This is a genomic window from Geobacter sp. PheSNFMC, assembly GCF_059620965.1.
In genome coordinates this window covers 21,721-46,860 of record NZ_JCAMRN010000008.1, presented here as the reverse complement: position 1 = coordinate 46,860, position 25,140 = coordinate 21,721, and the positions used below count along the sequence as shown (strand labels likewise).

Here is a 25,140-nt window from a genome sequence, read left to right as displayed (position 1 = left end):
CAACGGCAACCGTTCGATTAATTCGTTGCCCGCGGCCGGTAGCTGTGTTAACAGTTTCACCGGAACAAGGAGAAGACGATGGGAGCTCTACGCTGCGTCGTCGGCCCTGAATCGGTGCGGATGCTGGAGTTGGGGCATCCCTGGATCATCGCCGACGCCTATACGAAAAAGTGGCCCGCCGGCTCGGCCGGCGACCTGGTGGAACTGGTGGATGCCTCGGGGCGCTTCCTCGCAACGGCCCTCCTGGACCCGGGCGAGCGCATTGTGGCGCGGGTGCTGGGAGGAAAAGGATTCCGCCTGGGGGAAAGGTGGCTGACACAGCGGCTGGAAGACGCCCTGGAGCTGCGGCGGTCCCATGTCCCCCTTGAGGAGACCGATGCCTACCGGCTCGTGAACGGCGAAGGGGACGGTCTGCCGGGCATCACGGTGGACCGCTACGGCGACTACCTGATGGTTCAGCTTTACTGCGGGGGGTGGCGGCCGCACCTGCCGGAACTGACCCGGGTGCTGGCCGGGGCCCTGAAACCGGCCGGCATTTATGAAAAAACCCGCCCCCGCAACACGCGGGAGCTGGAAGCGGTGAGCGACACCAAGCGTTACGGGCGGCTCCTGGCCGGCGCCGCCGCACCGCCACGGCTAGCGGTGCGGGAAAACGGCCTGACCTTCCTGGTCGAACTGGAGCGGGGCCTGAACACCGGCCTGTTCCTGGACCAGCGCGCCAACCGCGGCCAGTTGATGGCCCGGACAGCCGGCAAGCGGGTGCTCAATCTCTTCGCCTATACCGGCGCCTTTTCCGTGGCAGCCGCGGCGGGCGGAGCGAGCCGCGTGACAAGCGTGGATGCCTCTCCCACCTACACCGACTGGGCAAAGGCCCATTTTGAGGCAAACCGCCTCAATCCCAAGCGCCACGAATTCATTGTGGGCGACTGCATGGACACCCTGGCGGAACTCGCCCGCCGGCAGGAGCGTTTCGACATCGTCCTGATGGACCCCCCTTCCTTCTCAACCACGTCGAAAAGCCGCTTCACCACGCGCGGCGGCACCTCGGACCTTGTTGCCGCTTCGCTTCCCCTGCTGGCGGAAGGGGGGCTCCTGATCACCTCCTCCAACCACCAGAAGGTGGATGTGGCCGACTACCTCAAGGAATTGCGCCGTGGAGCGCTCCAGGCGGGCAGCACCGTGCGGGTGATCTCCCTGGCCGGCCAGCCTGAAGATTTCCCCTACCCGGTCACCTTCCCCGAAGGGCGCTATCTGAAATATGTGGTCAGTGTCAAGGGGAAGACGTAACGGGTACGTTACGTCCCGTGGGTATCCCTGAAAGGCGGGGAAAGAGAACCGGCGGATGCAGGAGCGGCAGGACACGTGGAGAGGTTTCACCGCGAAGGGAATTACGGGCGGGAACTGGCCGGTAGGTAATGCTAGGGCACCCGGACGATGCCATCCCCCGGTTTCACCGCTCCTCCCGTCAGGACCCGGGCAAAAATGCCTTCCTTGGGCATGACGCAGTCGCCGGCCTGATAGTAGATGGCACAGCGGGTGTGGCACTCCTTGCCGATCTGGGTCACTTCGAGGAGCGTCTCCCCCACCGTCAAACGCGCACCCACCGGTAGCGCCGGCAGGTCGATCCCCTCGGTGGTGATGTTCTCGGCAAAATCGCCGTTATCCACGTCGAGCCCCAGAGCCCGCATCTTGTCGATGCTCTCCTTGGCCAGAAGGCTCACCTGGCGGTGCCAGTCGCCGGCATGGGCGTCGCCCGCAATGCCGTGGTTCTCCCGCAACTCCACGCCCGCCACCGGCGTCTTGCGCTCCCCCTTGTTCCTGCTGATACAGACGGCAACTACTCTCGCTGACATGAGACCCTCCCGCTTGTGGTGCTTCCGGCACTGTTATCCGCCGATCTTCGCCATGGAAAACGCCTGGTGTTCTGCTTTGTATGCGCTCATACCGTGGCGCTCGGGCTTGACCCCCACGATCCGCCGCAGTGCCTCCTGAAGGATAATCGGGTCGCTGGTTTCGAGGAACGGACGCAGGTCGAACCCTTCATCCGAGAAGAGACAGCTCTTGGCCATGCCGGTCGAGGTGACCCTGACGCGGTTACAATCGCCGCAGAAGTGGCCGGAAACGGCGGTTATCACGCCGAGTGTCCCGGCAGCGCCCCGGATCCGGAAATCCCTGGACGGTCCGGCAAAGGCCCCTTTCTCCACCGGCTCCAGCTCGTGCGATGCGGAGATCCGGTCGAGGATTTCCCGGCCCGGCACGGTCAGGGACTGCCAGTTGTCCTCCCGCGTGGCCGGCATGTACTCGATGAAACGCACCGTGCAGGGACGGTCAATGGTGAGGCGGGCAAAATCGGCCACTTCACCGTCATTGATACCGCGCATGACCACCATATTGATTTTGGGAGGAGGAAAACCGGCCGCGTCGGCGGCGGCGATGCCGTCGAGCACCCGTTGCAGATCACCGATCCTGGTGATGGCCCGGAAGGTGTCAGCCCTGAGCGAGTCAAGGCTGATGTTGAGCCGCTGGACACCCGCGCTCCGGAGATCGGCCGCCATTTCCGGCAGCAAGAGGCCATTGGTGGTGAGGACCAGATGCCGAAGCCCCTCAATGGCGGCAATACGGGCCAGGAACGGAACGATTCCCTTGCGGACCAGGGGCTCGCCGCCGGTGATCCGGATCTTTTCGATGCCTATGGCAACGGCGGCCCGGGCAATGCGGAAGAGGTCCTCGTAGGAAAGGATGTCGCCATGGGCGAGCTTTTCCACCCCCTCGGCCGGCATGCAGTAGCTGCAGCGGAGATTGCACCGGTCGGTGACCGAGAGGCGGAGATAGTTGATGCGGCGGCCGAAGCTGTCAATGAGTTCCATGGGAAATCCAGGCGGAAAGATACGGTGTTGCATTTTTGTCACTATAACAGAATGACCCGTGACAGAGGAGAGTGTATACGAAACCGTCAACGCCGTTACTTCAGAAACCGCTCCTCCACGAAGTCGGTCACCTGCTTCGGATCGTTCAGATCCAGGACCGGCACGTCCAGTTCCAGGGGCTCGTCGCTCGCCACCGCCAGCAGGGTCGGGTCATGCTGCTCACCGCGGCAGAGCAGCGTCGGGCTCCGCTCCCGGCGGTGGACCTCGATCTTGGGAAGGCCGCTCTTCTTGAACCCCTCGGTGATGATGATGTCCACATCGCCGAAGTAGGTGGCGATCAACTCCTCGATGGGGGGGGATGCCTCGTGCTTCTTCACCACGGCCAGCTTTTCGGGCGAAGAGATGAGCATGGTGTCCGCCCCGGCTGCGGTAAACCGATAGCTGTCCTTGCCCGGGTGATCGATATCGAAGCGGTGGGCGTCGTGCTTGATGGCGCCGACCCGGTAACCGCGGGACTTCAACTCGGCGATGACCTTCTCCAGAAGCGTGGTTTTGCCGGTCCCGGACTTTGCCACGAACGATACGGCCTTGGCCATTGGTGCCTCCTCCAGATGCCTGATGTGCTCGAACTCGGACGGCGTATTGACATTGACGAACGTCCGTTCCGGGGCAGCGAGACCGGCCAGTTCCGCCATGGCCACCCGGCGGGTCCGCACCTCGGGGTAGAAATCGTAGATTCGGCAGTTCCCCTGCCGCAGCATCCGCTCCACCGCCGGAAGACAGCCCGTGCCGTACACGGCGAAGAGGGGTTCGAGCCCTCCGCCGGTGACCGGCACCACCACGTCGTAACCCGGCCGCAGGGAGCAAAGGTGCGCGATTACCCGGGAATCGGGCCACGGCACGTCACATGCCGCAACGAACACGTACGGCGTTCCGGCCCGGGCGAGGCCCGCGTGGAGCCCGCCCAGGGCGCTGCCGGGGTGGATATCGGAGATCACCTCCATGCCGAGTTCCCGGAAGCGCTCCCCCCGGTCGCCCACCAGCACGGTCCGGGCAAAGACCCGGCGGAAGGCGTCGATCGCCCGCGCCACGAGAGGCGCGCCACCCAGGGGGAGGAGAGCCTTGTCCCGTCCCATGCGGCGGCTCCGGCCGCCCACGAGGATCACGCCGGTCACGTCGGTGAGGAGAGGATTGTCCATGAGCGGATTGTACGGGGGAAACGGACGAAGAGTCAAAGGGCGATGTAGAACACGGCGCCCCGGCCCTCTTCGGCTTGGGCCCAGATCCGCCCGCCGTGGCGGGTCACGATCCGGTACACCGTGGCCAGGCCGATGCCGGTCCCCTCGAATTCACCGTCCCGATGGAGCCGTTGGAAGGGCCGGAACAACTTGTCGGCATACCGCATGTCAAAGCCGGTGCCATTGTCCCGGATGAAACAGGCGGAAACGCCGCCTACCTCTGCCGTGCCGAACTCGATGAGCGCCACGCAGCGCGTGCCGGTATATTTCCAGGCGTTGCCCAGCAGGTTTTCCAGGGCAATCCGCAGCAGTTGCCGGTCTCCCCGGACAGTAACGCCGGCGGCAATGGCAAACTCCACCGCGCGGCCCGGCTCCCGCTGTTGCAGTTCCCCCGCCACTTCGCCCGCCAGGGCGCTCAGGTCGATCTCCTCCCATGCCAGGTCGCGGCGGGTTACCCGGTAGAGGGCGAGCAGATCGTCGATCAACTCACCCATCCGCACCGCTGCCGCGCCGATCCGGGAGAAGTAGGCGGGAGCCGGCAGAGGGAGCCGGTCGCCGCACTCCTCACGGATGACCGCACAGTAGCCGTTGATGGCCCGGAGCGGTGCCTGGAGGTCGTGGGCCACGGTGTAGCAGAACGCCTCCAACTCCTGGTTGGCGACCTCCAGCAGGGCGGCCTGCCGCTGTTCCCGGGCCAAGTGCTCGGCGTTGTGGATGCTGATGCCGATCACCGGCGCAATCCCCATGAGGAGGCTCAGGTCGCTCTGGAGCAACGGCCTGCCGGTGCGGTTCGTGTCCACCGCCAGCACGCCGAGGGATTGCCCCTCGCAGACGATGGGGCAACTGATGAAGGAGCGAATGTCCAGCCGGCGTCCCACCTCCCGGTGCAGCGGCGGGATGAGGTGGCCGATCTCGTCGAGGTCGTTCACCAGGAACGGCTTCTGGTCGAGAAACGAGGCAGCCACGACGCCGCGGGGGCCGATGCCGTCCAGCGCAATGGGCGTATCGTGGATGACCCGCCGACCTGCCTCGTCGAACCCGAAGCTGGCCAGCACCCTGAGCGTGCTTCCGTCGGCATCGGCCATCATGATCACGCCCCGGTCGTAGTCGAGCCGCTTCTCCAGCAACGCGGCAATACTGGTCAGGATCTGCCCGATGTCGCTCTTGCTGCTGACCACCTGCCCGATTTCGCTCACTAACAGCGCGTTGTCGCTGTTTGACTGACACTGGCCGAGCAGTTTGTCGGCAGAGTCCCGCAGGGTGTCGAGGGTGGCGCTCAAATCCTTGTTCTCGACGCGCTCGGCGGCAAGAAAGAGGAGCAGAATCAGGGGGATGACCACTGCCGCCACAGGGGGGAACAGAGAGGGGCTCAGGAGAAGGGTGGCAAGCCCGAGAACCGAGCCGCCGAGAAGCCCCCAGCGTCGCCCCGTCCGCCAGAGGTCGGCGCGACCCCTGGGCCAGGAAATCACGTAGCGGCAGATCTCACCGCCCCGGAAGATGCACTCGGGATGTTCGATCTCCGGGAGACGCCGGCTGAAGATGAGGACAAGTGCTTCGAGGAATCCCATGCGGTTGGCGCATTGGTACGGCCGCTCACTCACCCCCGGCCGGAAGCGAACCGAGACCTCGATCCGGTTATCCCCCATCTTCCGGGACTCGAACGTCGATGACCGGGTAAAAAAGGCTGCCGCACGATTGAGGAGGGCATAGCCGCGGGCAGGCCCCACCAGCCCGAGGATGTACTGCCGTACCAGGCCGAGCGCCTCGGGTGATGCGGCGAAACGGCCCGCTTCCCGCGCGATGTCGGGGGTGCCGGTCATCCGCGCGAGTGCCTCGTAAAAGCGGTCCGCCTGCTGCTGGGTGAACCAGTGGCCGGGGTCCGCGACCTCGTGTACCGACATGCCGGCATGGCTGAGCACGTCATCGGCCCGAACGTGGGGATACCGTTGTGCGAGGAGCTTCAGATAGGTATCGAAGATCCTGCTGTTATAGAGGGGCGGGCTGTCCATCGATGATGCGCAACTCCGAAAACGCCGGCGGCTGATGGCGGGAGGAACGGCAGGGTGTTACGGTCGAGCTTACCGGAACCGGGGTATGCGGGCAAGCTTATTTTCCCGGCGCGGACAGCGTTCCCCGGACCGGCTTCCCTACCACCACTGCTCCGGATAGTGCCGGTGCTGGACGATATTGTTGGTGAACAGGGCCACTGTCAGCAGGATCAGCGCGCCGGTCAACACCGGGTCCACGAGAAAGGAGAGTCCCGCGTGCCCCTGGACGCCGATCAGGGCAGTGGCGCCACCGGGTGGATGGATGGTGCGGGTGAGGTACATGAGGAGGGTAGCCGCCCCCACTGCCAGGGCGACGGCAACGGGACCGGACCCGAGCCAGGCCGTCACCGCCACCGCGGCAACGGCGGAAACCAGGTGTCCCCCCACCAGGTTGCGGGGCTGGGCGAAGGGAGATTCGGCGGCCCCGAACAAAAGCACCGCCGATGCGCCGAAGGAGCCGATCAGCAGGGGATGGCCCGCCATGCGGGTCACCGCCATGATGGCAAGGACCCCTGCCATCCCGCTCACACACCCCCACAGGGCGTATTTGAACGACAGGGGAGGACGCTCCCTGTTCCTCCCCTGCCCTTTCATCTTGCCGGGTAACCGGGTGATCCGTTTTTTCAAGCGCGCACGGCCTCCATGCCTGGATCAATGAACGGCGCGATCAGTGGCCGTGGCTCGCATGGGCATCGCCGTGGCCGTGGGGCGCCTTCGTCCCGTCCGGGCCGCCGTGGTGGGCGGCGTGCCCCTCCGCGTCCCGATGGAGGCGCTCCACGTAGTGGGTGTACTCCACGTAGGCCGCCACGTACTTCCGGCCGGCGGCCACGCTCTCGTCCTTGTGTTTCTTCGCCTCGGCAACCCGGTCGAAGCGCTCGCGGATACCGGCGGCAACCGCATCGGTGACGATCTTTACGAGTTCGGCCGATGAACCCGACGCCAGGGCGCTGTCGGCCGCCGCCACCGCGGGCTCCACCGTCCCGGCGGGCTTGAGTCCGGTAAAGGGTGCTCCTTCCGCGGCCCGGTGGACCTTCACGAGAGAGGTGAAAAAGCGGTGCTCGGCCGCCTCCTTCGCCTTTGCTCCCTTCTTCGCCGCTGCCACGGTTTCCCTGAAGGAACTGCGAATCTTTGCTTCATCCTTCTCCCTAACCCACTTGAGGACCGGGGTTACGTCGTTCTTCTCCAGGGCGATGCGGGCATCCTGGACGACCGGGCCGTCCAGGGTATCACAGTGGGCCCGGGCACTGCCGGCGGACAGGGTGACCCCGGCGGAGAGAAGGGCCAGATAAAGGGCGGGGATAACGATGGTCTTCTTGTTCATGGTTCAGGTTCTCCTTTACGTGGTTGTAATGGGTGGAGACTGCCTCACTCCCTTTTCCAGAGCAGGGCGGCCGCCGCAACGAGCCCCCAGCAGAGGGCCTGTCCTGCGATGAAATACTCCATGCCGTTCTTTTCCTTTCACGCCAAAGCGCTACCGGCCGGGCCGGTCGGTGCCGCAGCACCGTTCCAGCTCAGCCAGGCGCTCTTTCATATCCTTTTCCTTCAGCCAGCGTTCGGTCACGTCACGAATCACGGCGCCGCTGCCGGCCATGTCACCGGCTCCGTCGCGCACGAGCGCCATGGAGAACTCGGTGGACAGGCGGCTGCCGTCGGCGCGCAGGGCCGGTGCCGTGAGCAGCTTGGTGCCGTAGCGGGTCGTGCCTGTGTCCATGACCCGGCGGTACCCCTCCCAGTGCCGGGCCCGGAGATTCTCGGGGATGATGAGGTCCAGGGACTGCCCCACCGCGTCGGCTGCGGCAAAGCCGAACATCCGTTCGGCCCCGGGGCTCCAGAGCCGGATGATCCCTTCCCGGTCGGCATAGACAACGGCATCGGGAACTCCCTCGGCAACCAGGCGATACAGGACATCGTTCGTATCGTCAGCCATGCGACACCTCCTGTTCTTCCATGTTTGATGATATACAGTACCCCGTCGTGGACGGGGGTCAAGCCCCTCGCATCCTCCTCAGTGGCTCAGGTACGGCACCATGGGGATGAGCTGCCGGTAGTCCTCATAGGCAAGTGAGCTCTGCCAGGTGCCGGTGGCCATGCCGGTGCCGATGCCGGCGGCGAAGAGGAGCACCACCACGGCAGGAAACACCCATGCCGGGAGCGGCCGCCGCCAGAGGGGCGGCGCCATGCGGAGCACCTCCCGCTGGGGACAGTTGGCCACGCAGGTGAGACAGCCAGTGCATTCGGCGGAGCGAATCGTCTCGCGCTCGTGGACCGGAAGCCCGGACGGGCAGGCCCTGGAGCAGTTGCGGCAGCCGGTGCAGCCGGCAGCGTCGCGCCGGATCTTGAAGGGGCTCAGGAAGCTCGCCACCCCCAGCAGCGCGCCGTAGGGGCAGAGATAGCGGCACCAGGCGTTTTTGTAGAGGAGCGACAGCGCCGTGAGCACGGCGAGGACCGTTATCGTGGTGCCCGACATCCTGGTGAAGAAGTGGAGCATCTTCACGTCGCTCACGGCCCAGTAGGGGGTATCGAGAAAGGCCGCCAGGGCAAAGGCCGGCATGTCGATCAGGATGATCTTGACGAAAAAGATGAGCAGCAGGTACTTCGCCCCCCGCAGGACCCAATCGAGCCGGGGCCAGACCCGGAAATTGCGGCCAAAGAGCCGTTGTCCCAGCTTCCAGGCCGCCTCCGACAGGGTCCCCACCGGGCAGAGCCAGGAGCAGAACGACTTCTTCGCCACAAGGCTCATGCCCACGATGGTGAGGAAGATGACCAGGGCTGCCGGGTGGACCGGGTTGATGGTGCCGGTGGCGAGCCAGAGCTTGGTGCTGGCCAGGGCGCCGATGGGCAGGAACCCTTCCACGCCCGGCGGGCGGGAAACAAGCGGGGTTGCGCCGCCGGTCTCGAAGTGGCGGACAAAGACGCCGAAGCGGATGCCCATGACGACGACCCAGGCGAAGAAGCCCCACTGGACAAGGGCGCGCCAGAAGGGAATGCGTATGGGGAGATGGCTAACTTTCATGACATACCTCGATAAACCTGAACAAGCGGCTACCCACAGAGGGCACAGAGGCTACGGAAAGAAAACGCTGGATTGCGGTCAACTCCTGAAACAAGCCGGGCTGTCGTCACAATGCAGATGAGATTCCGGGGGTTGCGTTCCTCGACGTTTTCCTCTGGGCCCTCCGTGGTTATGCTTGGCTGCTTATGTTGGATTACATTGTGAGTTACTTTGCCGCCAGGGGATCCTTGATCTCGTGCTCGGGCTTGAACATGAGCTTTTTCACCCCACGGTTGTTCGTGTACTTGGCCAGTTCCAGGTCGACTTTCAGGGGAACCGTCACCCCGGCCTTGGTCAGGGCCTGCCGCAGGAGCGCCTCGGCCTTGCCCGCGTGGGAGTTGGCGTCGCCCGTGATCCGCAGGGCCTCGGTGGGGTTGTGGAACCCGACCGAGTTCTCGGCGCCGATGAAGACCACCCGGTAGAACGCCTCCTCGTAGTGATCCCTGGCCTGGTCATAGAGGGCCTTGTCGATCTGCTTCCCTTCGGCCCGGGCCTTGTGGGTCATTTCGAAGAGCTTGGCCGCGGTGGCGGTGGCGTATCCGGCCCGGATGAACTGGGACATGGTCCGGTCCTGGATGGCGTAGACCTGGTTGCGGAGCCATTCGGGGCTCTCGGCATGGCACTGCTGGCACGCCTTGAGATCGTTCTTCAGGGGGCTCATGACCCGGTGATCGGAAACCTTGCGGGTGCCCACCTTGGTGTAGGGCATGTGGCAGTCGCTGCAGGCGACCCCCGCCTGCCAGTGAACACTGTTGTTGGAGAAGAGCTCGAACTCGGGGTGGCGGATGAAGGCGAGTTTGAAGCCGGTTACCCCTTGGGTCCACTCGCCGTGTGCCGGGTTGCTCCGCAGTTTTGCGATGATGTTCTCGATGGTAATGCCGCCATAGGTGCTGCCGTCCCAGGGGAAGAACACATCGGTCGACTTCATGGTCTCGTCCTTGGGAATGCTGTAGGTGACGTGGCACTGGGCACAGACCAGGGTCCGCTTCTCCTGGGTGGAGAGCTTCGCCTGATCCACGCCGAGCTTCTCCAGGGCCTTGCCGAGGGTGAAGCCCCGCGAAATCTTCAGGGACAGGTCATCGTTGTTGTGGCAGTCGATGCAGGCCACGCCCAGCATCTGGTGCTCCTTGGGGATCTGGGCATGGACTTCCTGGTAGGGCTTGGAGAAGTAGTCTTTGCCGAGGCGCTGCTGCAGGGCCGGCGCATAGGGGGTCTTGCAGGTGAGGCAGGAGCCTCCCGCCTTGACCCGCCCCGGGTCAACCTCGAACTGGTCCCGCACCATGTGGGCATGGCCCCTGGGCTCCTTGTACTCCACGCCGAATCCCCAACCGTTGTAGAGGAGCGCCAGGAAGGGGAACTCGTCCAGCTTGTCGTAGAAGACGCCGTCGTCGTCATACCCTTTCTTGTACCGGCTCTTACCCGCCACGGTGGGCTCTTCGGTCTTTTTCCAGAGATCGTAGTGGACCGGGTAGGCCTTCCCCCATTCGGCCGGGTCGATGGTGCCGTCGGGGATGACGGCCCTGCCGGCCTGTTCCACCTTCTTGGGGGCACAGCCGGCTCCGGCCGCCGCCACCACTGCCGTTGCGGCCAGGGCAGTGACAGCGGCCCAACGCTTCATGCTTTTCTTATTCATATCGCTCTCCTCTCCTGCGGTAAGTGCATGTTCTGTGGCGACCCGTCACCGGGTGGCCATGGCGCCGGTCAGCTTGTGCCGCAACTGCCGGTGGCAGCCCCAGCACTGGCGGGTCCGGTCCATGGTGGTCACCGTTGCCTCGTGGCACCGGACACAGTTCTGCTGGACGACTTTTGCCCCATGGGACGACAGCGTGATGGGGTCGGGGACATGGCCCGAATAGAAGGCCACCACATCCTTCATGCCGTCGATGGACTTCCAGACGTAGTGCGCCACCGGATTGCCGTTGGGAAGATGGCAGTCCACGCACCTGATCCTCCGGTGGGCGCCGGCGTGGCTCCAAGCCTCGTGCTGCTCGCCCATCACGTGACACCCGGCGCAGAATGCCGGCGACTCCGAGTGCTCCAGCAGGCGGGGCGGGCCCACCAGCGCGAACGCCGCCATCGCCGCTCCCGCAATACCGACGACGAGCGTGGTTGCCAGGACCTGTCGTGACAATGAGATTCCCATTCCATTCTCCTATCGAGTGCGGCGCCCCGGTCGGCCTGCCGCGAGTGCCTGCGGTTGATAGTTAGAATACAAATCATTGGCGCGGATTGTTTGACTCAAGTCAACACCTCGAACATTCATCCCCATCGGCAGGCAACCTCGCCGCAGAGCGCAAAAAAATGCGCCTCTGCCATAAAGAATCTGCCGCTGTTGCCGATGTAGATTAATAGTGGTTCAGTGCCGAACCGCACGAGGGTTTCCGTCCAAAGGAGGTACTACCGTGTTTTTTGCATCGGGAATAAAGAAACAGTTGGAGGAAAAGGACGCCGAACTGGATGTGCTCAAGCAGATGCTTGAAAACGTGAAGAACATTGTAATGCTCTGCGATGCGACCCCTGAAAACACTATTTTTTACATGAACAAGGCGGCGCGGGAGCTGATGTCGAAGTACCGCGCCGAACTGAATGCCGGACTGCGCGGGGCCGATGTGGCCGGCGCCATGAGCCACTCCATCCACCAGTTCCACAAAGACCCGAACCGCGTGCGCATGATCCTGGGCAAACCGGGCGAGATGCCCCATTCGGCCGAGATCCCCATCGGGGGGATAACGCTCCGCACCACGGCCTTCCCTATCTGGGACAAGAAGAATCCCGGCAGGGTCAAATGCTACATGGCATGCTGGGACGACATCACCGCCGAAAAGGAAGTGGACGAGCGCAACCATCAGGAACTGCAGCGCAAGGAATATCTGGAGGAGCGGGTGGCCCAGATCGCCACGGCCATGGAAGAGATGAGCATGACCGTGACCGAGGTGGCCCGCAACACCTCGAACGCCTCGGACTCGGCGGTCCAGGTGGCCCAGAACGCCCACGAGGGGCAGGAAATCGTCAACCGGTCGGTCCAGGAGATGCAGAAGGTGGCCCAGATCGTCCGCGATTCAGCCGCCATCGTCGACTCCCTGGGGGGCAAGTCGGAGAAGATCGGCGAGATCATCAACGTCATCAACGAAATTGCCGACCAGACCAACCTCCTGGCCCTCAACGCCGCCATCGAGGCGGCTCGCGCCGGCGAACAGGGGCGCGGCTTCGCCGTAGTGGCCGACGAGGTCCGCAACCTGGCAGTCAAGACCATGAACTCCACCAAGCAGATCAACGCCATGGTGGCCGAAATCCAGCGGGAAACCCGCCAGGCCGTGGGTTCCATCGAAAACGCCAAGCAGGAGGCCGAAGTGAGCGAAAGCCTCTCGCTCCAGGCGGAATCGTCGCTGGTGACCATCGTTCAGGCCATCGAGGAGATCAAGAACGTCATCACCCAGATCGCCACCGCCTCCGAGGAGCAGGCAGCCACCGCCTCGGTCATTGCCGGCAATCTGGAGGAAATCTCGCGCAACGGCTGACCCTCCGTCCGCCCTTCATCCCAAAACGTACGCAACTGCCTGCAATAGCCCGCTTCTGCGGGCTTTTTTTTGCTTTCCCATCGGGGTTGTTGCCCCACGGCGCCGCATGGTATATGGTTTTCCCATTGATCCAATGACGATTGAAAGGAGACTCCTCCATGCAGGCTCTCGTGAACGGCATCTCCCTCGCCTATGACGACCAGGGCAGCGGTCCGCCCCTGATCCTGATCCACGGCTTTCCCCTGCAGAGAAAGATGTGGCATCCCCAGATCCAGGCAGTGACCGGCGCCGGGTTTCGCCTCGTGACCCCCGACCTGCGGGGCTTCGGCGAATCGGATGCCCCGGACGGCCCTTACTCCATGGAGATCTTTGCCGACGACATCGTGGCGCTCATGGATCATCTGGCGATCGGCCAGGCGGTCATCGGCGGCATGTCCATGGGGGGCTACGTCCTCATGAACCTGTTGGATCGCTACCCGGAGCGGGTTGCCGGGGCGTGCTTCATCGTGACCCGGGCGCCGGCCGACGACGAGGCGGGCAAGGCCCGGCGGCTGCACCTGGCCCAGGAGGTGATGAAGTTCGGGCCTCAACTGGTGGCGGACGCGTTTGTGGAGGTACTCTTTGCCGAGCAGAACCTCACGGAGCGGCCGAAACTGGTTGAGGAGGTCTACGGATGGATGAGCGCCACCGATTCGCGGGGGCTTGCGGGCGGGCTCCTGGCCATGCGGGAGCGCACGGACTACGGCGCGCTTCTGGACCGGTTCCGGGTGCCGGCACTGGCCATCGGGGCCGATGGTGACCGGGCCATTCCGGCCGAATTCTCCCGGGCCATTGCCGCCGGCGTTCCGGGGTGCCGGCTCTGCATCGTGCCCGAGGCGGGGCACCTGGCCAACCTGGAGCATCCGGGGGCCTTCAACGACTGCCTGCTGGAATTCCTCACCTCGCTCGGCAATTGGTAGCGGACATGAAAAAGCCCGCGGGATGCGGGCTTGGGGTGGGACATCAGGCGCATGGACCTCTCAGGGGGGGCACTTGCCGCAAACCGACCGGAACAGGACCGTGCTGAGATAGCGGTCTCCCCGGTCCGGCAGGAGCACCACGATGGTGCTGCCAGCCGGGGCATCCCGCGCCACCTGGACGGCGCCCGCCACGGCGGCGCCGCTGGACATCCCCACGAAAAGGCCCTCGCGGGCGGCCAGCTCACGGGCCGTGTCAAAGGCCGGCTCGTCATGGACCGTCAGCTTCAGGTCCAGGGCCTCGGGGTGGTAGATGGGAGGCACGATGGCTTCCTGCATGTTCTTGAGCCCCTGCACCTTGTGACCCAGCCGGGGCTCCACCCCCACGATGCGCACGGAAGGCTTCTTCTCCCGGAAATAGCGGCTCGTTCCCATCAGGGTGCCGCCCGTCCCCATGCCGGCCACGAAGAAGTCGACGGCGCCGCCTGTGTCGCGGAAAATCTCCGGCGCAGTGGTCTCGTAGTGGGCCAGGGGATTGTTGGGATTGGCATACTGGTTGGGCATATAGTAGCGGTCCGGCTCCTCCTCCAGGATGCGGTGGGCCAGCCGGATGGCACCGTCGGTGGCCTCGTCGTGGGGAGAGAGGACCAACTCGGCGCCATAGGCCTCCAGCACGGCGCGCCGTTCCAGGCTCACGCAGGCGGGCATCACGAGCTTGACCCGGTATCCCTTGACCGTGCCGAGCATGGCCAGGGCGATGCCGGTGTTGCCGGAGGTCGGCTCCAGGATGGTCTTCTCCGGCACCAACTCGCCGGACTCCTCCGCCTTGGCAAGCATGTAGAGAGCCGGACGGTCCTTGACGGAACCGCCCACGTTGTTCCCCTCCAACTTGGCCAGGATGCGGACCCGCGGATTCGGGTTCAGGTGTCGCAGCTCAACGAGGGGGGTGATGCCGATGCTGCCGGCAAGCGAAAAGGGGGGATGCTCCATGGCAGGATTCCTCTAAACGGAAAAAAGGTGCTTAATGCCCTTTCATGCTATACGAACATGCCGTAAAAAACAACATTCGCGAGCCACCCCGGCCTTTGCCCCCAGGAAATCCCCATGACGAACCCGACCCTTGACGAGATCGAACGCACCCTGAAGGACGCCGGAGGGGAAAACCGGCCGGCCGCCCCTGCCTATACCCCTGCAGCCGTGGCACTGATCCTGCGCCGGGACGCCAGCGGGGTGTCGGTCCTCTTCATCGAGCGCTCCCCCCACGATGGCGATCCCTGGTCCGGCGACCTGGGGTTTCCGGGCGGCAAGGTGGAGGCGGGCGATGCCGGTCCCCGCGCCGCCGCCGAACGGGAAACCCGGGAGGAACTGGGCGTCGACCTGGCCTCGGCCCGCCTGCTGGGCCGGCTTGCCGACATCGAGGGGGCCCACCTGCCGATCCGGGTGTCCTGCTTCGTCTACGGCGTGACCGGAGCGCTTTCCCTTCATCCGGGCGGCGAGGTCCGCGACGCCTTCTGGGTCTCCCTGGAGGCACTGTGCGATCCCGCCCGCCACGTGACCGCGCCGGTCCGCTTCGGCGGCGAACTCTTCGAGCGGCCGGCCATCATCCTTCCCGTGTCAGGGAAACCGGTCCTGTGGGGGATCACCTACCGGCTCGTGATGCAGCTCCTGGCCCTCCTCGGCAGGGCGCGGGGATGAGCGCTGTGGAGATCCTCTTTCGCGACGACTACTTGGTGGCCGTGCACAAGCCGGCCGGGCTCCTGGTGCACCGCAGCCCCATCGACCGCCATGAGACCCGCTTCGCTCTCCAGGAGGTGCGCGACCTCCTCGGCTGCCGGGTCTATCCCGTTCACCGCCTCGACAAGCCCACCTCCGGCGTCCTGGTGTTCGCCCTGGACCCGGCAACGGCCCGCGCGCTCGGTGATGCCTTTGCCGGCGGACTGGCGGACAAGACCTACCTGGCGGTCACCCGGGGGATTGTTCCGCCGGAGGGAATCATCGACCATCCCCTGAGCGCAGAACCGGATCGGCTGGACAGTGCGAAGAGCTCACCGGCAGCGCCTCAGCCGGCGGTAACCGCCTTCCGGCGACTCGCTGAAGCGGAACTGCCCGTGGCAACGGGGCGCCATGCCACCTCCCGCTACTCGCTCGCGGAGCTCAGGCCCCGCACCGGCCGCCGCCACCAGTTGCGGCGCCACATGAAGCACATCTTTCACCCGATCATCGGCGACACCACCTACGGCGAAGGGCGCCACAACCGATTCTTCCGGCAAGAGCTCGGCTGCGGCCGGCTCCTGCTCCACGCCGCGGAGCTCTCGCTCCCCCATCCCGCAAGCGGTGAAATCCTGACCATTGCCGCCCCGCCGGACCGGGAACTTGCCCGCCTTCTGGACCGCCTCGGCTGGCTGGCTGCGGCGACCGGTCGCAGGCGGCCGGTCGAACCCGCGCCGCCTTGATTTTTGCCCCGGCGGCGCATATGGTACGCGCAGGGACAACAATCGCGCACTGTGTTACTCTTTTCAGGCAGGGAGGTGCATGTCATGGGAGAGAATGCGAATCTTGAGAAGGCCACCTTCGGTGCCGGCTGTTTCTGGCATGTGGAAGAAGAATTCCGCCGCGTGCCCGGGGTTGTTTCCACCCTGGCGGGATACATGGGGGGATGGAAGGAGCACCCCACCTATGAAGAGGTCTGCTCCAAGGCCACCGGCCACGCCGAGGTGGTGGAGGTGACCTTCGACCCCGCTGCCGTCACCTATGACCACCTACTGCGGGTCTTCTGGGACTGCCACGACCCGACCCAGCTCAACCGGCAGGGCCCCGACATCGGCACCAACTACCGCTCCGTCATCTTTTACCACTCGCCGGACCAGGAGCGGGCGGCCCGGGCATCCCTGGAGCACGAGCAGCGCTCCGGGCGCCATTCCCGCCCCATTGTCACCGAGATCGTTCCGGCTGCCACCTTCTGGTGGGCCGAGGAATACCACCAGCACTACCTGGAAAAGCGGGGCAGCGGCAGTTGCCGCTGGTAGGCCGGGGCCCGGCGGGGCCTCCACGAGCCCGGAGCGGGAGCTCCCGCCCACGGGCAAATGATCCGGCACACGCACACTATCCCCATCCCACGAGGATCCCATGAACATCATTGACCTGCGCAGCGACACCGTTACCCGGCCGAGCCCTGCCATGCGCGCCGCCATGGCGGGAGCCGAGGTGGGGGACGACGTCTACGGCGAAGACCCGACCGTGAACCGGCTGGAGGAACTGGGCGCCGCGACGCTCGGCACGGAAGCGGCCCTGTTCACCGCCAGCGGCACCCAGGCCAACCTCCTGGCCCTCCTGGCCCACTGCCGGCGGGGTGACGAATACATCGCCGGCCAGACCGCCCACTGCTATCGCTACGAAGGGGGCGGGGCCGCCGCCCTGGGGGGTATCCAGCCCCAGCCCCTGGAGGTGGAACCCGACGGGACCCTCGATCTCTCAGCCGTGGCCGCCGCCATCAAGCCGGACGACATCCACTTCGCCCGCACCCGGCTCCTCTGCCTGGAAAACACCCATGCCGGACGGGTTCTTCCCCTGGACTACCTAGCACGCGCCAGACAGCTCTGCAACGAGCAGGGCCTTGGCCTGCACATGGACGGCGCCCGCATCTTCAATGCCGCCGTAACGCTCGGCGTACCGGTCCGCGAGATCGCCGGCCACGTGGATTCGGTGTCGGTCTGCCTCTCCAAGGGGCTCGGCGCCCCGGTGGGGTCGCTGCTCTGCGGGAGCAGGGAGTTCGTCGCCACGGCCCGCCGATGGCGCAAGGCGGTCGGAGGAGGCATGCGCCAGGCCGGCATCCTGGCGGCCGCCGGCATCCTGGCCCTGACCGGAAACGTGGACCGGCTCGCCGAGGACCATGCCAACGCCCGCCGCCTGGCCGAGGGGTTGGCCGCCATCCCGGGGCTGGCCCTCGACCCGGCCCAGGTCCAGACCAATATGATATTCCTCTGCCTTCCTCTCCACACGGCGGACCGGCTCGCCTCGTTTCTCAACGAGCGGGGCATCCTCATCTCCGGCCGGGAAAGTATCCGTCTCGTCACCCACCTGGACGTGACATCTTCGGACATAGAGCGGGTTCTCGCGGCATTCGGCGCATTCTTCGCCGGCCACGGCGGGATGCACCCGGGAGCGCCGTCATGACGGTCCGCAGCCTCGCCGCCATGCTTGTCCTTGCCGCTACCGCGTCGCTCACGCCGGCACTGCTTCATTCCGCCCCGGACAAGCCCGGCCGGACAGCCGAATCCCGCTACCCCTCAGTGGTCGTCTTCGTGGGCGAAGGCTGACTCTACTGCGATGCGGTGGAAAGGTTTTTCACCGGGAAGGGCATCCCCTACGTCTGTCGCGACATCCGCCGCGACCGCACCGCGTTCCGGGAGTGGCGCGAGCGCTACGGCGGCGACATCGTGCCCATGGTAGTCCTCGACGGAGGGAAGAAGGTCTTCGACGGCTGCGACATCCCCGCCATTGAGCGAGCCATGGCGGACATCCTCTCCCCTGCGCCGTGAGCATCCCCCTCGTGCCGTACACAGCGGCAGCTCCCCAACCCCCTGTTACTTGGTAAAATGCCCAAAGTTTTTTATTGACTTTTAATGTGTATCCTTTTACCATGCCGGCGATTTTCATGACAGAGGAGACCGGCCCCATTCCCACCCGCTAGGACGGCGGCCCGCGCGATTCACCGGAATCCAGACCTTTCCTGGCATTTCCCATCACAGCGAACGGCAACTCACGGCAGTCGGCGTACTCCACGGCACTGCCCTGGTTCCGCGATCCGTCATACCCACCGGTGCCGGTTTCGCCCCTGTCTTCGGACGCCTGCATCACCTGCGACCGACAGAGAGGATCTTCATCCATGCATCTGACCGATTGCTTCACAGACGTTATGGCCTACCTGAACCACTCCCTCAGGACCATTGCGGTCCGGCAGCCCCCCTACGGAGAAATCCGCGGCGAAATCGAACGGTTCATGGCGGCGGCGGATGCCGCGGCCCGCAGCGAAGGGCTCGACCGGGAGGAATTCGACCTGGCGCGTTTCGCCGTCTGCGCCTGGATCGACGAGTCGATTCTCTCCTCGGCATGGGAAGAAAAAAATACCTGGCTGAAGGAGCAACTCCAGCGCATCCACTACGCCACCACCGACGCGGGGGAGGAATTCTTCACCAGGCTCACGGCGCTCGGGCTCAATCAGCGGGAGGTGCGGGAGGTGTTCTACCTCTGCCTGGCCCTCGGATTCGCCGGCAAGTACTGCAAACCTGGCGACGAGTACCATCTGGAACAGTTGAAGACCGCCCAGTTGAAACTGCTCATGGGCAGCTCGGTGGGCCTGCCACCCCTGGAACGGACCGAACTCTTTCCCGAGGCGTGGCCCGCCGGACCGCCACCGGCAGCCATCCGGCCCGGGCGCGGAACCGGAAACCGGGCGCTCGCGGCAGTCGTGGCGGCTGCGCCGGTGGTTCTGCTCCTGATCCTGTTCCTTGCCTACCGCTTCACGCTCTCGGGCGTGGGGGACACGTTCCTGAGGACGGTACCGTACTGATATGAACGAACGAATGGTGAAATCACTGAAATGGCTGCTGCTGGCGGGTGTCGCCCTGCTCACGATATTCCTGATGGCCGGGATCGTCCTGGCGCTCGACTGGCCCTGGTGGGTGGCCCTCTGCCTGCTGCTGCTCCTCGCCGGCATCGCAGTCGGGGCCATGCTGCTGCGGTCCGTACTGCTGCGGCGCCGGGAGCGGCACTTCGTCAGGGAGGTTATCGAGCAGGAACAAGGCGGACTCAACTCCTTGTCCGACGGGGGCCGGCAGCACCTGGACCAGCTCGCCGATCAGTGGAAGGAAGGGGTGGGAGCCCTCAGAAGCTCGCACCTCAGGCGACGGGGAAACCCCCTCTACGTGCTTCCCTGGTACCTGGTCATCGGCGAAAGCGGCTCCGGCAAGAGCACGAGCCTTGCCAGCGCCCGGCTCGCCTCTCCCTTCACCGATGCCCGGCGGGCCGCCGGTGATGCCGGTACGCGCAACTGCGACTGGTGGTTCTTTGAAGAGTCCGTCGTGCTCGACACCGCAGGCCGCTACGCCGTACCGGTCAATGGGGACCGGGACCGGGACGAATGGCAGAAGCTCCTGGCACTGCTGGTCAGGCACCGGAGGCGCGAACCCCTGAACGGCCTCGTCCTGACCGTGGCCGCAGACCGCCTCCTTTCCGGCGGACAGGAGGAAAACGCCGAGGATGGGCGGACCATGCGCCGCCGGGTGGATGAACTGATGCGCGCCCTGGGGGTGCGGGTACCGGTTTACGTGCTCGTAACCAAGTGCGACCTTGTCGAAGGGATGAACTGCTTCGCCGAGCTTCTGCCGGAAAAGGCGCTGCGCCAGCCCATGGGCATGATCAACCGCGATCTGACCGCCGACGTGGGCTCATTCACGGCCAAGGCGCTGGAAACGGTAACCGAACGGCTCAGGAGCCTCAGGCTCCAGATTCTCCACCGGCCCGAGGCCCGTGACGCGGCGCCGGCTCTCGCCTTTTTCCCCGAGGAGTTCGCAGGGCTCCGCGAGGGGCTCACCGCGTTCATGGAGGGGACGTTCCGCGAAAACCCCTACCAGGAAACCCCGCTGCTGCGGGGGGTGTTCTTCGCCAGCGGCCGGCAGACCGGCAGCCCCCGCTCCCGGTTCAGCGAAACACTGGGCACCATTGCCGGGCCACGGCTGCTCCCCGACACCAACCGCGGCATCTTCCTCCACGACTTCTTTGCCCGGGTCCTTCCCGCCGACCGGGCACTCCTGGCCCCGACGCACCGGGCCGTCCAGTGGCGCGCCGTCACCGGCAACCTGGGGATCCTCTCCTGGCTGCTGCTGGGTCTGGCCCTGTGTGGCCTCCTGTCCTTTTCCTTCGTGAAGAACATGGCCACCATCCGCGAGGTATCGCGCCAGTTCGAACGGACACCTCCCCTCAGCGCGGATCCGGTGAATAACCTCCTGGTTCTTGAGAGCATCCGCCAGGGGATCCTGCGCGTGGAAGAACGGAACCGCGCCTGGTGGGCGCCCCGGCTCGGGCTTAATGAAAGCCGGCGGGTGGAAGCCGTCCTCAAGGACAAGTTCTGCAGCCAGTTCCGGGACGGCTTTCTCGCCCCCTATGACCGCCACCTGGCCGAAGGGGTGAACGGTCTCTCCGCTGCCACGCAGGACGAACTCTTTGCCCGGTACGCCATCCACCTGGCGCGACGGATCAACATCCTTACCGCCAGCCGGGCAGGCAGGGGACTCGATGATCTGCGCGCCCTCCCCCAGCCGGCGTCCCTCTCGTTCATGGCCGCTGAAACCCCGTCGGTCGCCGACGCGCACAAGCGGTTCGGAGAGCTCTATCTCCACTATCTTGCATGGCGATCCGACTCTCCCGATGTGGCCCGCGAGGCGGCCCAGCTCCAGGGCTGGCTCAGACGGTCCCTCGCGCTCAAGGACGGCAGCCTCTCCTGGCTCGCCCCCTGGGTCGACCGCCATGGAGGGCTGTCACCCGTAACCCTGGCGGAATTCTGGGGAGGAGGCGTGCCGGCGCCGGATGAACCGACGATCGCCCCGTCCTTCACCGGCAAGGGCAAAGACCGGATCGACAGCCTCATGCGCGAGCTGGAAACCGCGGTGGGCGACTCCCGCCTTCTGGCAAAGGCACGGGAAGGATTCACCCCCTGGCACCGGACCCGGTGCATCCAGGTGTGGCAGGAATTCGCGGCCTCATTCCCCCGCGGCGCCGAGAGACTGCGGGGCAGCGGGGAGTGGCAGCAGACCGCAGCACGGATGGCCACCGGGCACGGTCCGTACTTCGCGTTCATCAACCGGATGTCCCAGGAACTGCATCCCCTGGCGGGCACGGCAGAAATCCCTTCTTTTGCGGCACAGCTCTTCGCATTCCAGGTTGCGCGGGCCGGAGGCGCCGTCTCCGCGCCCGATACGGCAACCCACGTCACCGGAGAAAGCCGTCGCCTCATGGCCTCCATCCGCAGGAGGCTGGGAAACGAGGCTGCGGCCAGCGCCATTGATCCGCCCCCCATGGCTGCGCACAACTGGCAGGAATACCAGACGGCCCTGGCGGCCATCGCTCCGGCCGCATCATCGCGGCAGCAGGCCTTCCAACTGGCATCCCAGACCTTCACCGATGATCCCGCCACGGGGAAAACCCCCTTCCATGCAGCCTGGAATGCAGCCGCACGGCTGAAGCGGGATATCGCCGGCGCCGGTGCCGACGACGCCCTCTGGCGCCTCGTCACCGGTCCCCTCGATTTCCTCTGGGGATACGTCAGGCGCGAAGCCGGCTGCCAACTCCAGACCCTCTGGGAGGAGCAGGTCCTCGCCCCCACCCTGGGCATGCCCCCCCAACAGGCGGGCCCGATGCTGCTGGGCCCCGACGGCCTTGCCTGGCGCTTCGTGAAGGGCCCGGCCGCCCCCTTTGTCCGGGGCACGGCAGCGGGGTATGCCCCCCGGCAGACACTGGGCGGGGCGCTGCCGCTGGAGGGATCCCTCTTCGCCTTTTTGGGCAAAGGGGCACAGCTCAATGCCATGACATCCGGCCGGCAGTCAAACTACACCGTAGCAATCAAGGGACTTCCCACCGACGCGAACCCCGAGGCCCGGATCAAGCCGCACGGCACGAGACTGGAGCTCCAGTGCGCCGGGCAAGCCCAGGCTCTCGTAAACCAGAACTTTCCCGTGGGCAAGACCTTCTACTGGTCGCCCGACAGTTGCGGCGACGTGATCTTCCAGATCGAGGCGGGCGACCAGGTGCTCACAAAACGATATGCCGGACCCCAGGCATTCCCGGACTTCCTCCGTGAGTTCGCCAGCGGGCATCGCACGTTTGCGGCCGGTGAGTTCCCGGGCGAGAAAGACGCGCTGGCGCGCATGGGGATCACCTCCATCCGGGCAAGCTACCAGTTCATCGGCAGCCAGCAGGTGATCAGGCAGGGCGGCGCCATGGCCGGAGCCACGGCGCCACGGATGATCGCCCGGTGCTGGTAGGGGCACCCATTCTGCGGTTTGTATCGCGGGAGAACAAGGAGCTGAACTGATGCCCTCCGTTGATCCGTCCTGGCGCTGGGCCGCCTTCGGCAAGCATCCTGCCGCAGCCGACTACTTTCGGCTCGGTGAGGATTCTCCCTTTGTCGAGGGATTGGCCACGTGGGTGGAGAGCGGGTACCGCCATCTCATCAGCCGGCGCGAAGCGGCATTGCCGTTCTGCTCCTGGCGCTTCTGGTCCCGGGGATTCGGCCGGGATGCCCTTGTCATTGGAGTGGTCCGGCTTTCCAGCGACAGCCTAGGCCGCCCCTATCCGCTGCTCATCATGGGGAGCGGCCCCCTTGAGGGATGGGAAGAGCAGTGGGATCTGCTCCCTTTTGCCTGTGAACCGTCATGGTGCCAGATCGAGTATCTGGCGACGCACACCTTTGATGATCTGAAGCACATGGGCGAAGGGCTCCAAAGGGTGCGGCCCCCCGGATCGGATTGGGACGGCCTGGCGGAACGACGCCGCGGCCTGAACCGGCTCGGCTCTCCCCTTGATCCCTATGTATCCTTCCTGGACATCCCCCGTCTCGAACAACTGGTCGCCGGGCATGCCGGCCGGGAAGAGTTCTCCGTCAAGCTCGACCGGAGGCCGGTGCATGACAAAATCACCCTGGTAAGCCTTTGGCACCTCCTGACCAAGAGGACCGTCAAAGGAATCCCCCACGCCCTTTTCATGGGCGGCAACCTGGAGCATTCCTTTCTCGCCTCCTTCCGGCGGGCCCTGACTCCGGGAGATTTTCTCCACCTCTGGTCCGCGCCGGACACAGGAGGGTGGCATGCCAGCATCGGAACGGAGCACGCCTTGGACATTGCATCTATCGGAAAAGAACCGATATGCCCCGAACGGCCGGCCGGCGAGGACATTCGCTATGATCCCCTCTTTGACGCACTCCAGGCAGAGGTTGACAAGCTCACTTCGCCCGCCGCTGCCGGTACCGTCGACTGGGAACTGGTGGTACGCATGGCAGCCGACATCCTCGCCACCCGGTCCAAGGACCTCCTCGTGGCGAGCTACCTGGCGGTGGGGCTCGTCCAGACCCGCGGGGGAGACGGCCTCGCTCTGGGGCTCACCGTCTGGCGCGATCTCCTGGAGCGGTTCTGGTGCACCCTCTACCCCACCCGCACACGGGGGCGCCAACGATCGGTGGAGTGGTGGCTGGATCGGACCGCGATCGCCCTGCATCATCAGGGAAACCGGTCCCTTCCCCCTGAGCAGCACGGCATTGTGCTGGAAACTCTTGGCGCCATAGACCGCTTTCTGGGAGAGCGCCTGGAGGATGCCCCGTCCCTTACGAAACTGAGGCAACTACTGGCGGACATGGCGCCGGAAGGCGGAGAAGGAACGGCCCCCGAAGCCGTGGTTGCTACGCCGGCTCAAGCCGAGGCTCCCGCCGCTGGCCTATTCGCGCCGCCCCGTCAAACCGCCGCCCCCGCCGTGGAGCCTCCCTGCCAGGCGATTGCCACTGGCTCCTCCCTTCAGATGCTGGAGGAAGCGCTTCGCCAGGTGGGGGAGGCGGCCGGCGCCCTCATCCAGCAGGATCCCGCGGCCCCCGTATCCTATCGGCTCTCCCGCCTTGCCGCCTGGGGGAAGGTAACCGAGCTCCCGCCGTCGATAAACGGACGAACCCGAATCCCTCCTCCCGAGCGGCAGGTGCTGGCCCTTCTCCAGGAACTGGCCAGCCACGGAGACGGCGAGGCGCTCCTGAAGGCGGCTGAGGCGCGGCTTCCCCAGTTCATCTTCTGGCTCGATCTGAGCCGGCTCACCGCCAAGGCTCTCTCCCGCCTCGGCGACCGCTTTGCCGCCGCCCGCGAAGCGGTCTGCGCGGAGACGGCTGCCTTTGTGGGGCGACTTCCGGCCCTCCCTGACCTGGCCTTTGCCGACGGCACTCCCTTTGCCACCCCGGAAACCCGCCAGTGGCTCACGGGGCTCGCGCAGCGCGGGGCATCCGTTGCCGGCTGTCCTGCTGTGGGCCATAACAACGGTCGCGCCGCGGCCATTGCCCGGGAGGTGGAAGAGGCCCAGGCTCTTATTCGGGACGGCAAACTCCTGGAGGCGGTGGAGCGGTTCCAGAAACAACTCGGCAACGGCGCCTCCCGCAAGGAGAAGCTCCACTGGCGTCTCGCCCTGGCCCAACTCCTCGTGAACACCAATCGGGCCAAGCTGGCGCTCCCCCATTTGGAGCAGGTCGTGGCGGACATCGGGGCCTTCGGCCTCGAAGAGTACGACCCGGTCCTGGCCCTGCGGGGGCTGAAGCTCGCCTGGGCCGGCTTCGATTCCCAGACCGAGCCCCGCTTCAAGGGAAAGGCCGCCGATGCCCTCCACCGGATCGCCCGCCTCGATCCGGTGGAGATGGTGCGACTGACGAAGGGGTAGATAA

General features: G+C 65.5%; 22 protein-coding genes. 11 read left to right on the top strand and 11 right to left on the bottom strand.

Annotated features, from left to right (window positions below; genetic code table 11):
* Positions 1-78: 78 nt before the first annotated feature.
* Positions 79-1,287, top strand: coding sequence for a class I SAM-dependent rRNA methyltransferase (locus tag AC6CDK_RS03190; protein ID WP_039646955.1), 1,209 nt, complete (start codon positions 79-81; stop codon positions 1,285-1,287).
* A gap of 131 nt (positions 1,288-1,418) precedes the next feature.
* Here the strand turns inward: AC6CDK_RS03190 and AC6CDK_RS03185 are convergent, their stop codons facing one another.
* The 10 genes from AC6CDK_RS03185 to nrfH all read right to left on the bottom strand — a co-directional run bounded on the left by AC6CDK_RS03185 (position 1,419) and on the right by nrfH (position 11,348).
* The gene (locus tag AC6CDK_RS03185; protein WP_039646956.1) at positions 1,419-1,853 is read right to left on the bottom strand and encodes an MOSC domain-containing protein; all 435 of its coding nucleotides are present in this window, start codon (positions 1,851-1,853) and stop codon (positions 1,419-1,421) included.
* 33 nt (positions 1,854-1,886) lie between these two features.
* Positions 1,887-2,867, bottom strand: coding sequence for a GTP 3',8-cyclase MoaA (gene moaA, locus AC6CDK_RS03180; protein ID WP_192905666.1), 981 nt, complete (start codon positions 2,865-2,867; stop codon positions 1,887-1,889).
* Between the two features lie 95 nt (positions 2,868-2,962).
* Positions 2,963-4,066, bottom strand: coding sequence for a bifunctional molybdenum cofactor guanylyltransferase MobA/molybdopterin-guanine dinucleotide biosynthesis adaptor protein MobB (gene mobAB / locus AC6CDK_RS03175; protein WP_039646960.1), 1,104 nt, complete (start codon positions 4,064-4,066; stop codon positions 2,963-2,965).
* A gap of 32 nt (positions 4,067-4,098) precedes the next feature.
* The gene (locus AC6CDK_RS03170) at positions 4,099-6,114 is read right to left on the bottom strand and encodes a sensor histidine kinase (protein ID WP_192905667.1); all 2,016 of its coding nucleotides are present in this window, start codon (positions 6,112-6,114) and stop codon (positions 4,099-4,101) included.
* Positions 6,115-6,252: 138 nt separating this feature from the next.
* Positions 6,253-6,780 (bottom strand): HPP family protein, encoded by a 528-nt coding sequence (locus AC6CDK_RS03165; protein ID WP_014552105.1) that lies wholly within the window; start codon positions 6,778-6,780, stop codon positions 6,253-6,255.
* Positions 6,781-6,820: 40 nt separating this feature from the next.
* Complete coding sequence (locus AC6CDK_RS03160) at positions 6,821-7,474, bottom strand: DUF6448 family protein (protein WP_039646965.1); 654 nt, start codon at positions 7,472-7,474, stop codon at positions 6,821-6,823.
* A 150-nt stretch (positions 7,475-7,624) separates the two neighbouring features.
* Complete coding sequence (locus AC6CDK_RS03155) at positions 7,625-8,080, bottom strand: PAS domain-containing protein (protein ID WP_039646967.1); 456 nt, start codon at positions 8,078-8,080, stop codon at positions 7,625-7,627.
* A 78-nt stretch (positions 8,081-8,158) separates the two neighbouring features.
* Positions 8,159-9,166: a 4Fe-4S binding protein gene (locus AC6CDK_RS03150; RefSeq protein ID WP_039646968.1), complete on the bottom strand. Its 1,008-nt coding sequence runs from the start codon at positions 9,164-9,166 to the stop codon at positions 8,159-8,161.
* 205 nt (positions 9,167-9,371) lie between these two features.
* Complete coding sequence (locus AC6CDK_RS03145) at positions 9,372-10,838, bottom strand: ammonia-forming cytochrome c nitrite reductase subunit c552 (RefSeq protein ID WP_039646970.1); 1,467 nt, start codon at positions 10,836-10,838, stop codon at positions 9,372-9,374.
* A gap of 45 nt (positions 10,839-10,883) precedes the next feature.
* The gene (gene nrfH / locus AC6CDK_RS03140) at positions 10,884-11,348 is read right to left on the bottom strand and encodes a cytochrome c nitrite reductase small subunit (RefSeq protein WP_039646971.1); all 465 of its coding nucleotides are present in this window, start codon (positions 11,346-11,348) and stop codon (positions 10,884-10,886) included.
* Positions 11,349-11,607: 259 nt separating this feature from the next.
* Between nrfH and AC6CDK_RS03135 the strand changes: the two genes are divergently transcribed.
* Together AC6CDK_RS03135 and AC6CDK_RS03130 are read left to right on the top strand one after the other, a co-directional pair.
* Positions 11,608-12,723: a methyl-accepting chemotaxis protein gene (locus AC6CDK_RS03135; protein ID WP_039646974.1), complete on the top strand. Its 1,116-nt coding sequence runs from the start codon at positions 11,608-11,610 to the stop codon at positions 12,721-12,723.
* A 158-nt stretch (positions 12,724-12,881) separates the two neighbouring features.
* Complete coding sequence (locus AC6CDK_RS03130) at positions 12,882-13,682, top strand: alpha/beta fold hydrolase (RefSeq protein WP_039646976.1); 801 nt, start codon at positions 12,882-12,884, stop codon at positions 13,680-13,682.
* Between the two features lie 60 nt (positions 13,683-13,742).
* Here the strand turns inward: AC6CDK_RS03130 and AC6CDK_RS03125 are convergent, their stop codons facing one another.
* The gene (locus tag AC6CDK_RS03125; RefSeq protein WP_039646977.1) at positions 13,743-14,669 is read right to left on the bottom strand and encodes a PLP-dependent cysteine synthase family protein; all 927 of its coding nucleotides are present in this window, start codon (positions 14,667-14,669) and stop codon (positions 13,743-13,745) included.
* Between the two features lie 114 nt (positions 14,670-14,783).
* Between AC6CDK_RS03125 and AC6CDK_RS03120 the strand changes: the two genes are divergently transcribed.
* The 8 genes from AC6CDK_RS03120 (at position 14,784) to tssA (ending at position 25,136) form a co-directional block, all read left to right on the top strand.
* The gene (locus AC6CDK_RS03120) at positions 14,784-15,374 is read left to right on the top strand and encodes an NUDIX hydrolase (protein ID WP_192905668.1); all 591 of its coding nucleotides are present in this window, start codon (positions 14,784-14,786) and stop codon (positions 15,372-15,374) included.
* Positions 15,371-16,132 carry a tRNA pseudouridine(65) synthase TruC gene (locus AC6CDK_RS03115; protein ID WP_226048437.1) on the top strand — a complete coding sequence of 254 codons (762 nt, stop codon included), beginning with the start codon at positions 15,371-15,373 and terminating at the stop codon, positions 16,130-16,132. Before AC6CDK_RS03120 ends, AC6CDK_RS03115 begins: the two co-directional genes overlap by 4 nt.
* A gap of 84 nt (positions 16,133-16,216) precedes the next feature.
* Positions 16,217-16,705 (top strand): peptide-methionine (S)-S-oxide reductase MsrA, encoded by a 489-nt coding sequence (gene msrA, locus AC6CDK_RS03110; RefSeq protein ID WP_039646981.1) that lies wholly within the window; start codon positions 16,217-16,219, stop codon positions 16,703-16,705.
* 100 nt (positions 16,706-16,805) lie between these two features.
* Positions 16,806-17,852, top strand: a complete 1,047-nt coding sequence (gene ltaE, locus AC6CDK_RS03105) for a low-specificity L-threonine aldolase (RefSeq protein WP_066358070.1) — start codon at positions 16,806-16,808, stop codon at positions 17,850-17,852.
* Positions 17,849-18,217 carry a glutaredoxin family protein gene (locus tag AC6CDK_RS03100; protein ID WP_192905669.1) on the top strand — a complete coding sequence of 123 codons (369 nt, stop codon included), beginning with the start codon at positions 17,849-17,851 and terminating at the stop codon, positions 18,215-18,217. The genes ltaE and AC6CDK_RS03100 overlap by 4 nt, the downstream gene beginning before the upstream one ends.
* A 347-nt stretch (positions 18,218-18,564) precedes the next feature.
* The gene (locus AC6CDK_RS03095) at positions 18,565-19,248 is read left to right on the top strand and encodes a DotU family type IV/VI secretion system protein (RefSeq protein WP_192905670.1); all 684 of its coding nucleotides are present in this window, start codon (positions 18,565-18,567) and stop codon (positions 19,246-19,248) included.
* A gap of 1 nt (position 19,249) precedes the next feature.
* A complete protein-coding gene (locus tag AC6CDK_RS03090) occupies positions 19,250-22,717 on the top strand; it encodes a type VI secretion protein IcmF/TssM N-terminal domain-containing protein (protein ID WP_066358072.1) in 3,468 nt (1,155 codons plus the stop codon).
* A gap of 49 nt (positions 22,718-22,766) precedes the next feature.
* Positions 22,767-25,136 carry a type VI secretion system protein TssA gene (gene tssA, locus AC6CDK_RS03085; RefSeq protein ID WP_192905671.1) on the top strand — a complete coding sequence of 790 codons (2,370 nt, stop codon included), beginning with the start codon at positions 22,767-22,769 and terminating at the stop codon, positions 25,134-25,136.
* Positions 25,137-25,140: the final 4 nt, after the last annotated feature.

Excerpts from the sequence above, each read along its gene's own strand:
- AC6CDK_RS03145 (WP_039646970.1), bottom strand. The coding sequence starts at position 10,838 with ATGAATAAGAAAAGCATGAAGCGTTGGGCCGCTGTCACTGCCCTGGCC.
- AC6CDK_RS03095 (WP_192905670.1), top strand. The coding sequence starts at position 18,565 with ATGCATCTGACCGATTGCTTCACAGACGTTATGGCCTACCTGAACCAC.
- AC6CDK_RS03170 (WP_192905667.1), bottom strand. The coding sequence starts at position 6,114 with ATGGACAGCCCGCCCCTCTATAACAGCAGGATCTTCGATACCTATCTG.
- AC6CDK_RS03125 (WP_039646977.1), bottom strand. The coding sequence starts at position 14,669 with ATGGAGCATCCCCCCTTTTCGCTTGCCGGCAGCATCGGCATCACCCCC.
- moaA (WP_192905666.1), bottom strand. The coding sequence starts at position 2,867 with ATGGAACTCATTGACAGCTTCGGCCGCCGCATCAACTATCTCCGCCTC.
- AC6CDK_RS03090 (WP_066358072.1), top strand. The coding sequence starts at position 19,250 with ATGAACGAACGAATGGTGAAATCACTGAAATGGCTGCTGCTGGCGGGT.
- tssA (WP_192905671.1), top strand. The coding sequence starts at position 22,767 with ATGCCCTCCGTTGATCCGTCCTGGCGCTGGGCCGCCTTCGGCAAGCAT.
- msrA (WP_039646981.1), top strand. The coding sequence starts at position 16,217 with ATGGGAGAGAATGCGAATCTTGAGAAGGCCACCTTCGGTGCCGGCTGT.
- AC6CDK_RS03130 (WP_039646976.1), top strand. The coding sequence starts at position 12,882 with ATGCAGGCTCTCGTGAACGGCATCTCCCTCGCCTATGACGACCAGGGC.
- AC6CDK_RS03155 (WP_039646967.1), bottom strand. The coding sequence starts at position 8,080 with ATGGCTGACGATACGAACGATGTCCTGTATCGCCTGGTTGCCGAGGGA.
- AC6CDK_RS03160 (WP_039646965.1), bottom strand. The coding sequence starts at position 7,474 with ATGAACAAGAAGACCATCGTTATCCCCGCCCTTTATCTGGCCCTTCTC.
- AC6CDK_RS03190 (WP_039646955.1), top strand. The coding sequence starts at position 79 with ATGGGAGCTCTACGCTGCGTCGTCGGCCCTGAATCGGTGCGGATGCTG.
- AC6CDK_RS03115 (WP_226048437.1), top strand. The coding sequence starts at position 15,371 with ATGAGCGCTGTGGAGATCCTCTTTCGCGACGACTACTTGGTGGCCGTG.
- ltaE (WP_066358070.1), top strand. The coding sequence starts at position 16,806 with ATGAACATCATTGACCTGCGCAGCGACACCGTTACCCGGCCGAGCCCT.
- AC6CDK_RS03150 (WP_039646968.1), bottom strand. The coding sequence starts at position 9,166 with ATGAAAGTTAGCCATCTCCCCATACGCATTCCCTTCTGGCGCGCCCTT.
- AC6CDK_RS03120 (WP_192905668.1), top strand. The coding sequence starts at position 14,784 with ATGACGAACCCGACCCTTGACGAGATCGAACGCACCCTGAAGGACGCC.
- mobAB (WP_039646960.1), bottom strand. The coding sequence starts at position 4,066 with ATGGACAATCCTCTCCTCACCGACGTGACCGGCGTGATCCTCGTGGGC.
- AC6CDK_RS03185 (WP_039646956.1), bottom strand. The coding sequence starts at position 1,853 with ATGTCAGCGAGAGTAGTTGCCGTCTGTATCAGCAGGAACAAGGGGGAG.
- nrfH (WP_039646971.1), bottom strand. The coding sequence starts at position 11,348 with ATGGGAATCTCATTGTCACGACAGGTCCTGGCAACCACGCTCGTCGTC.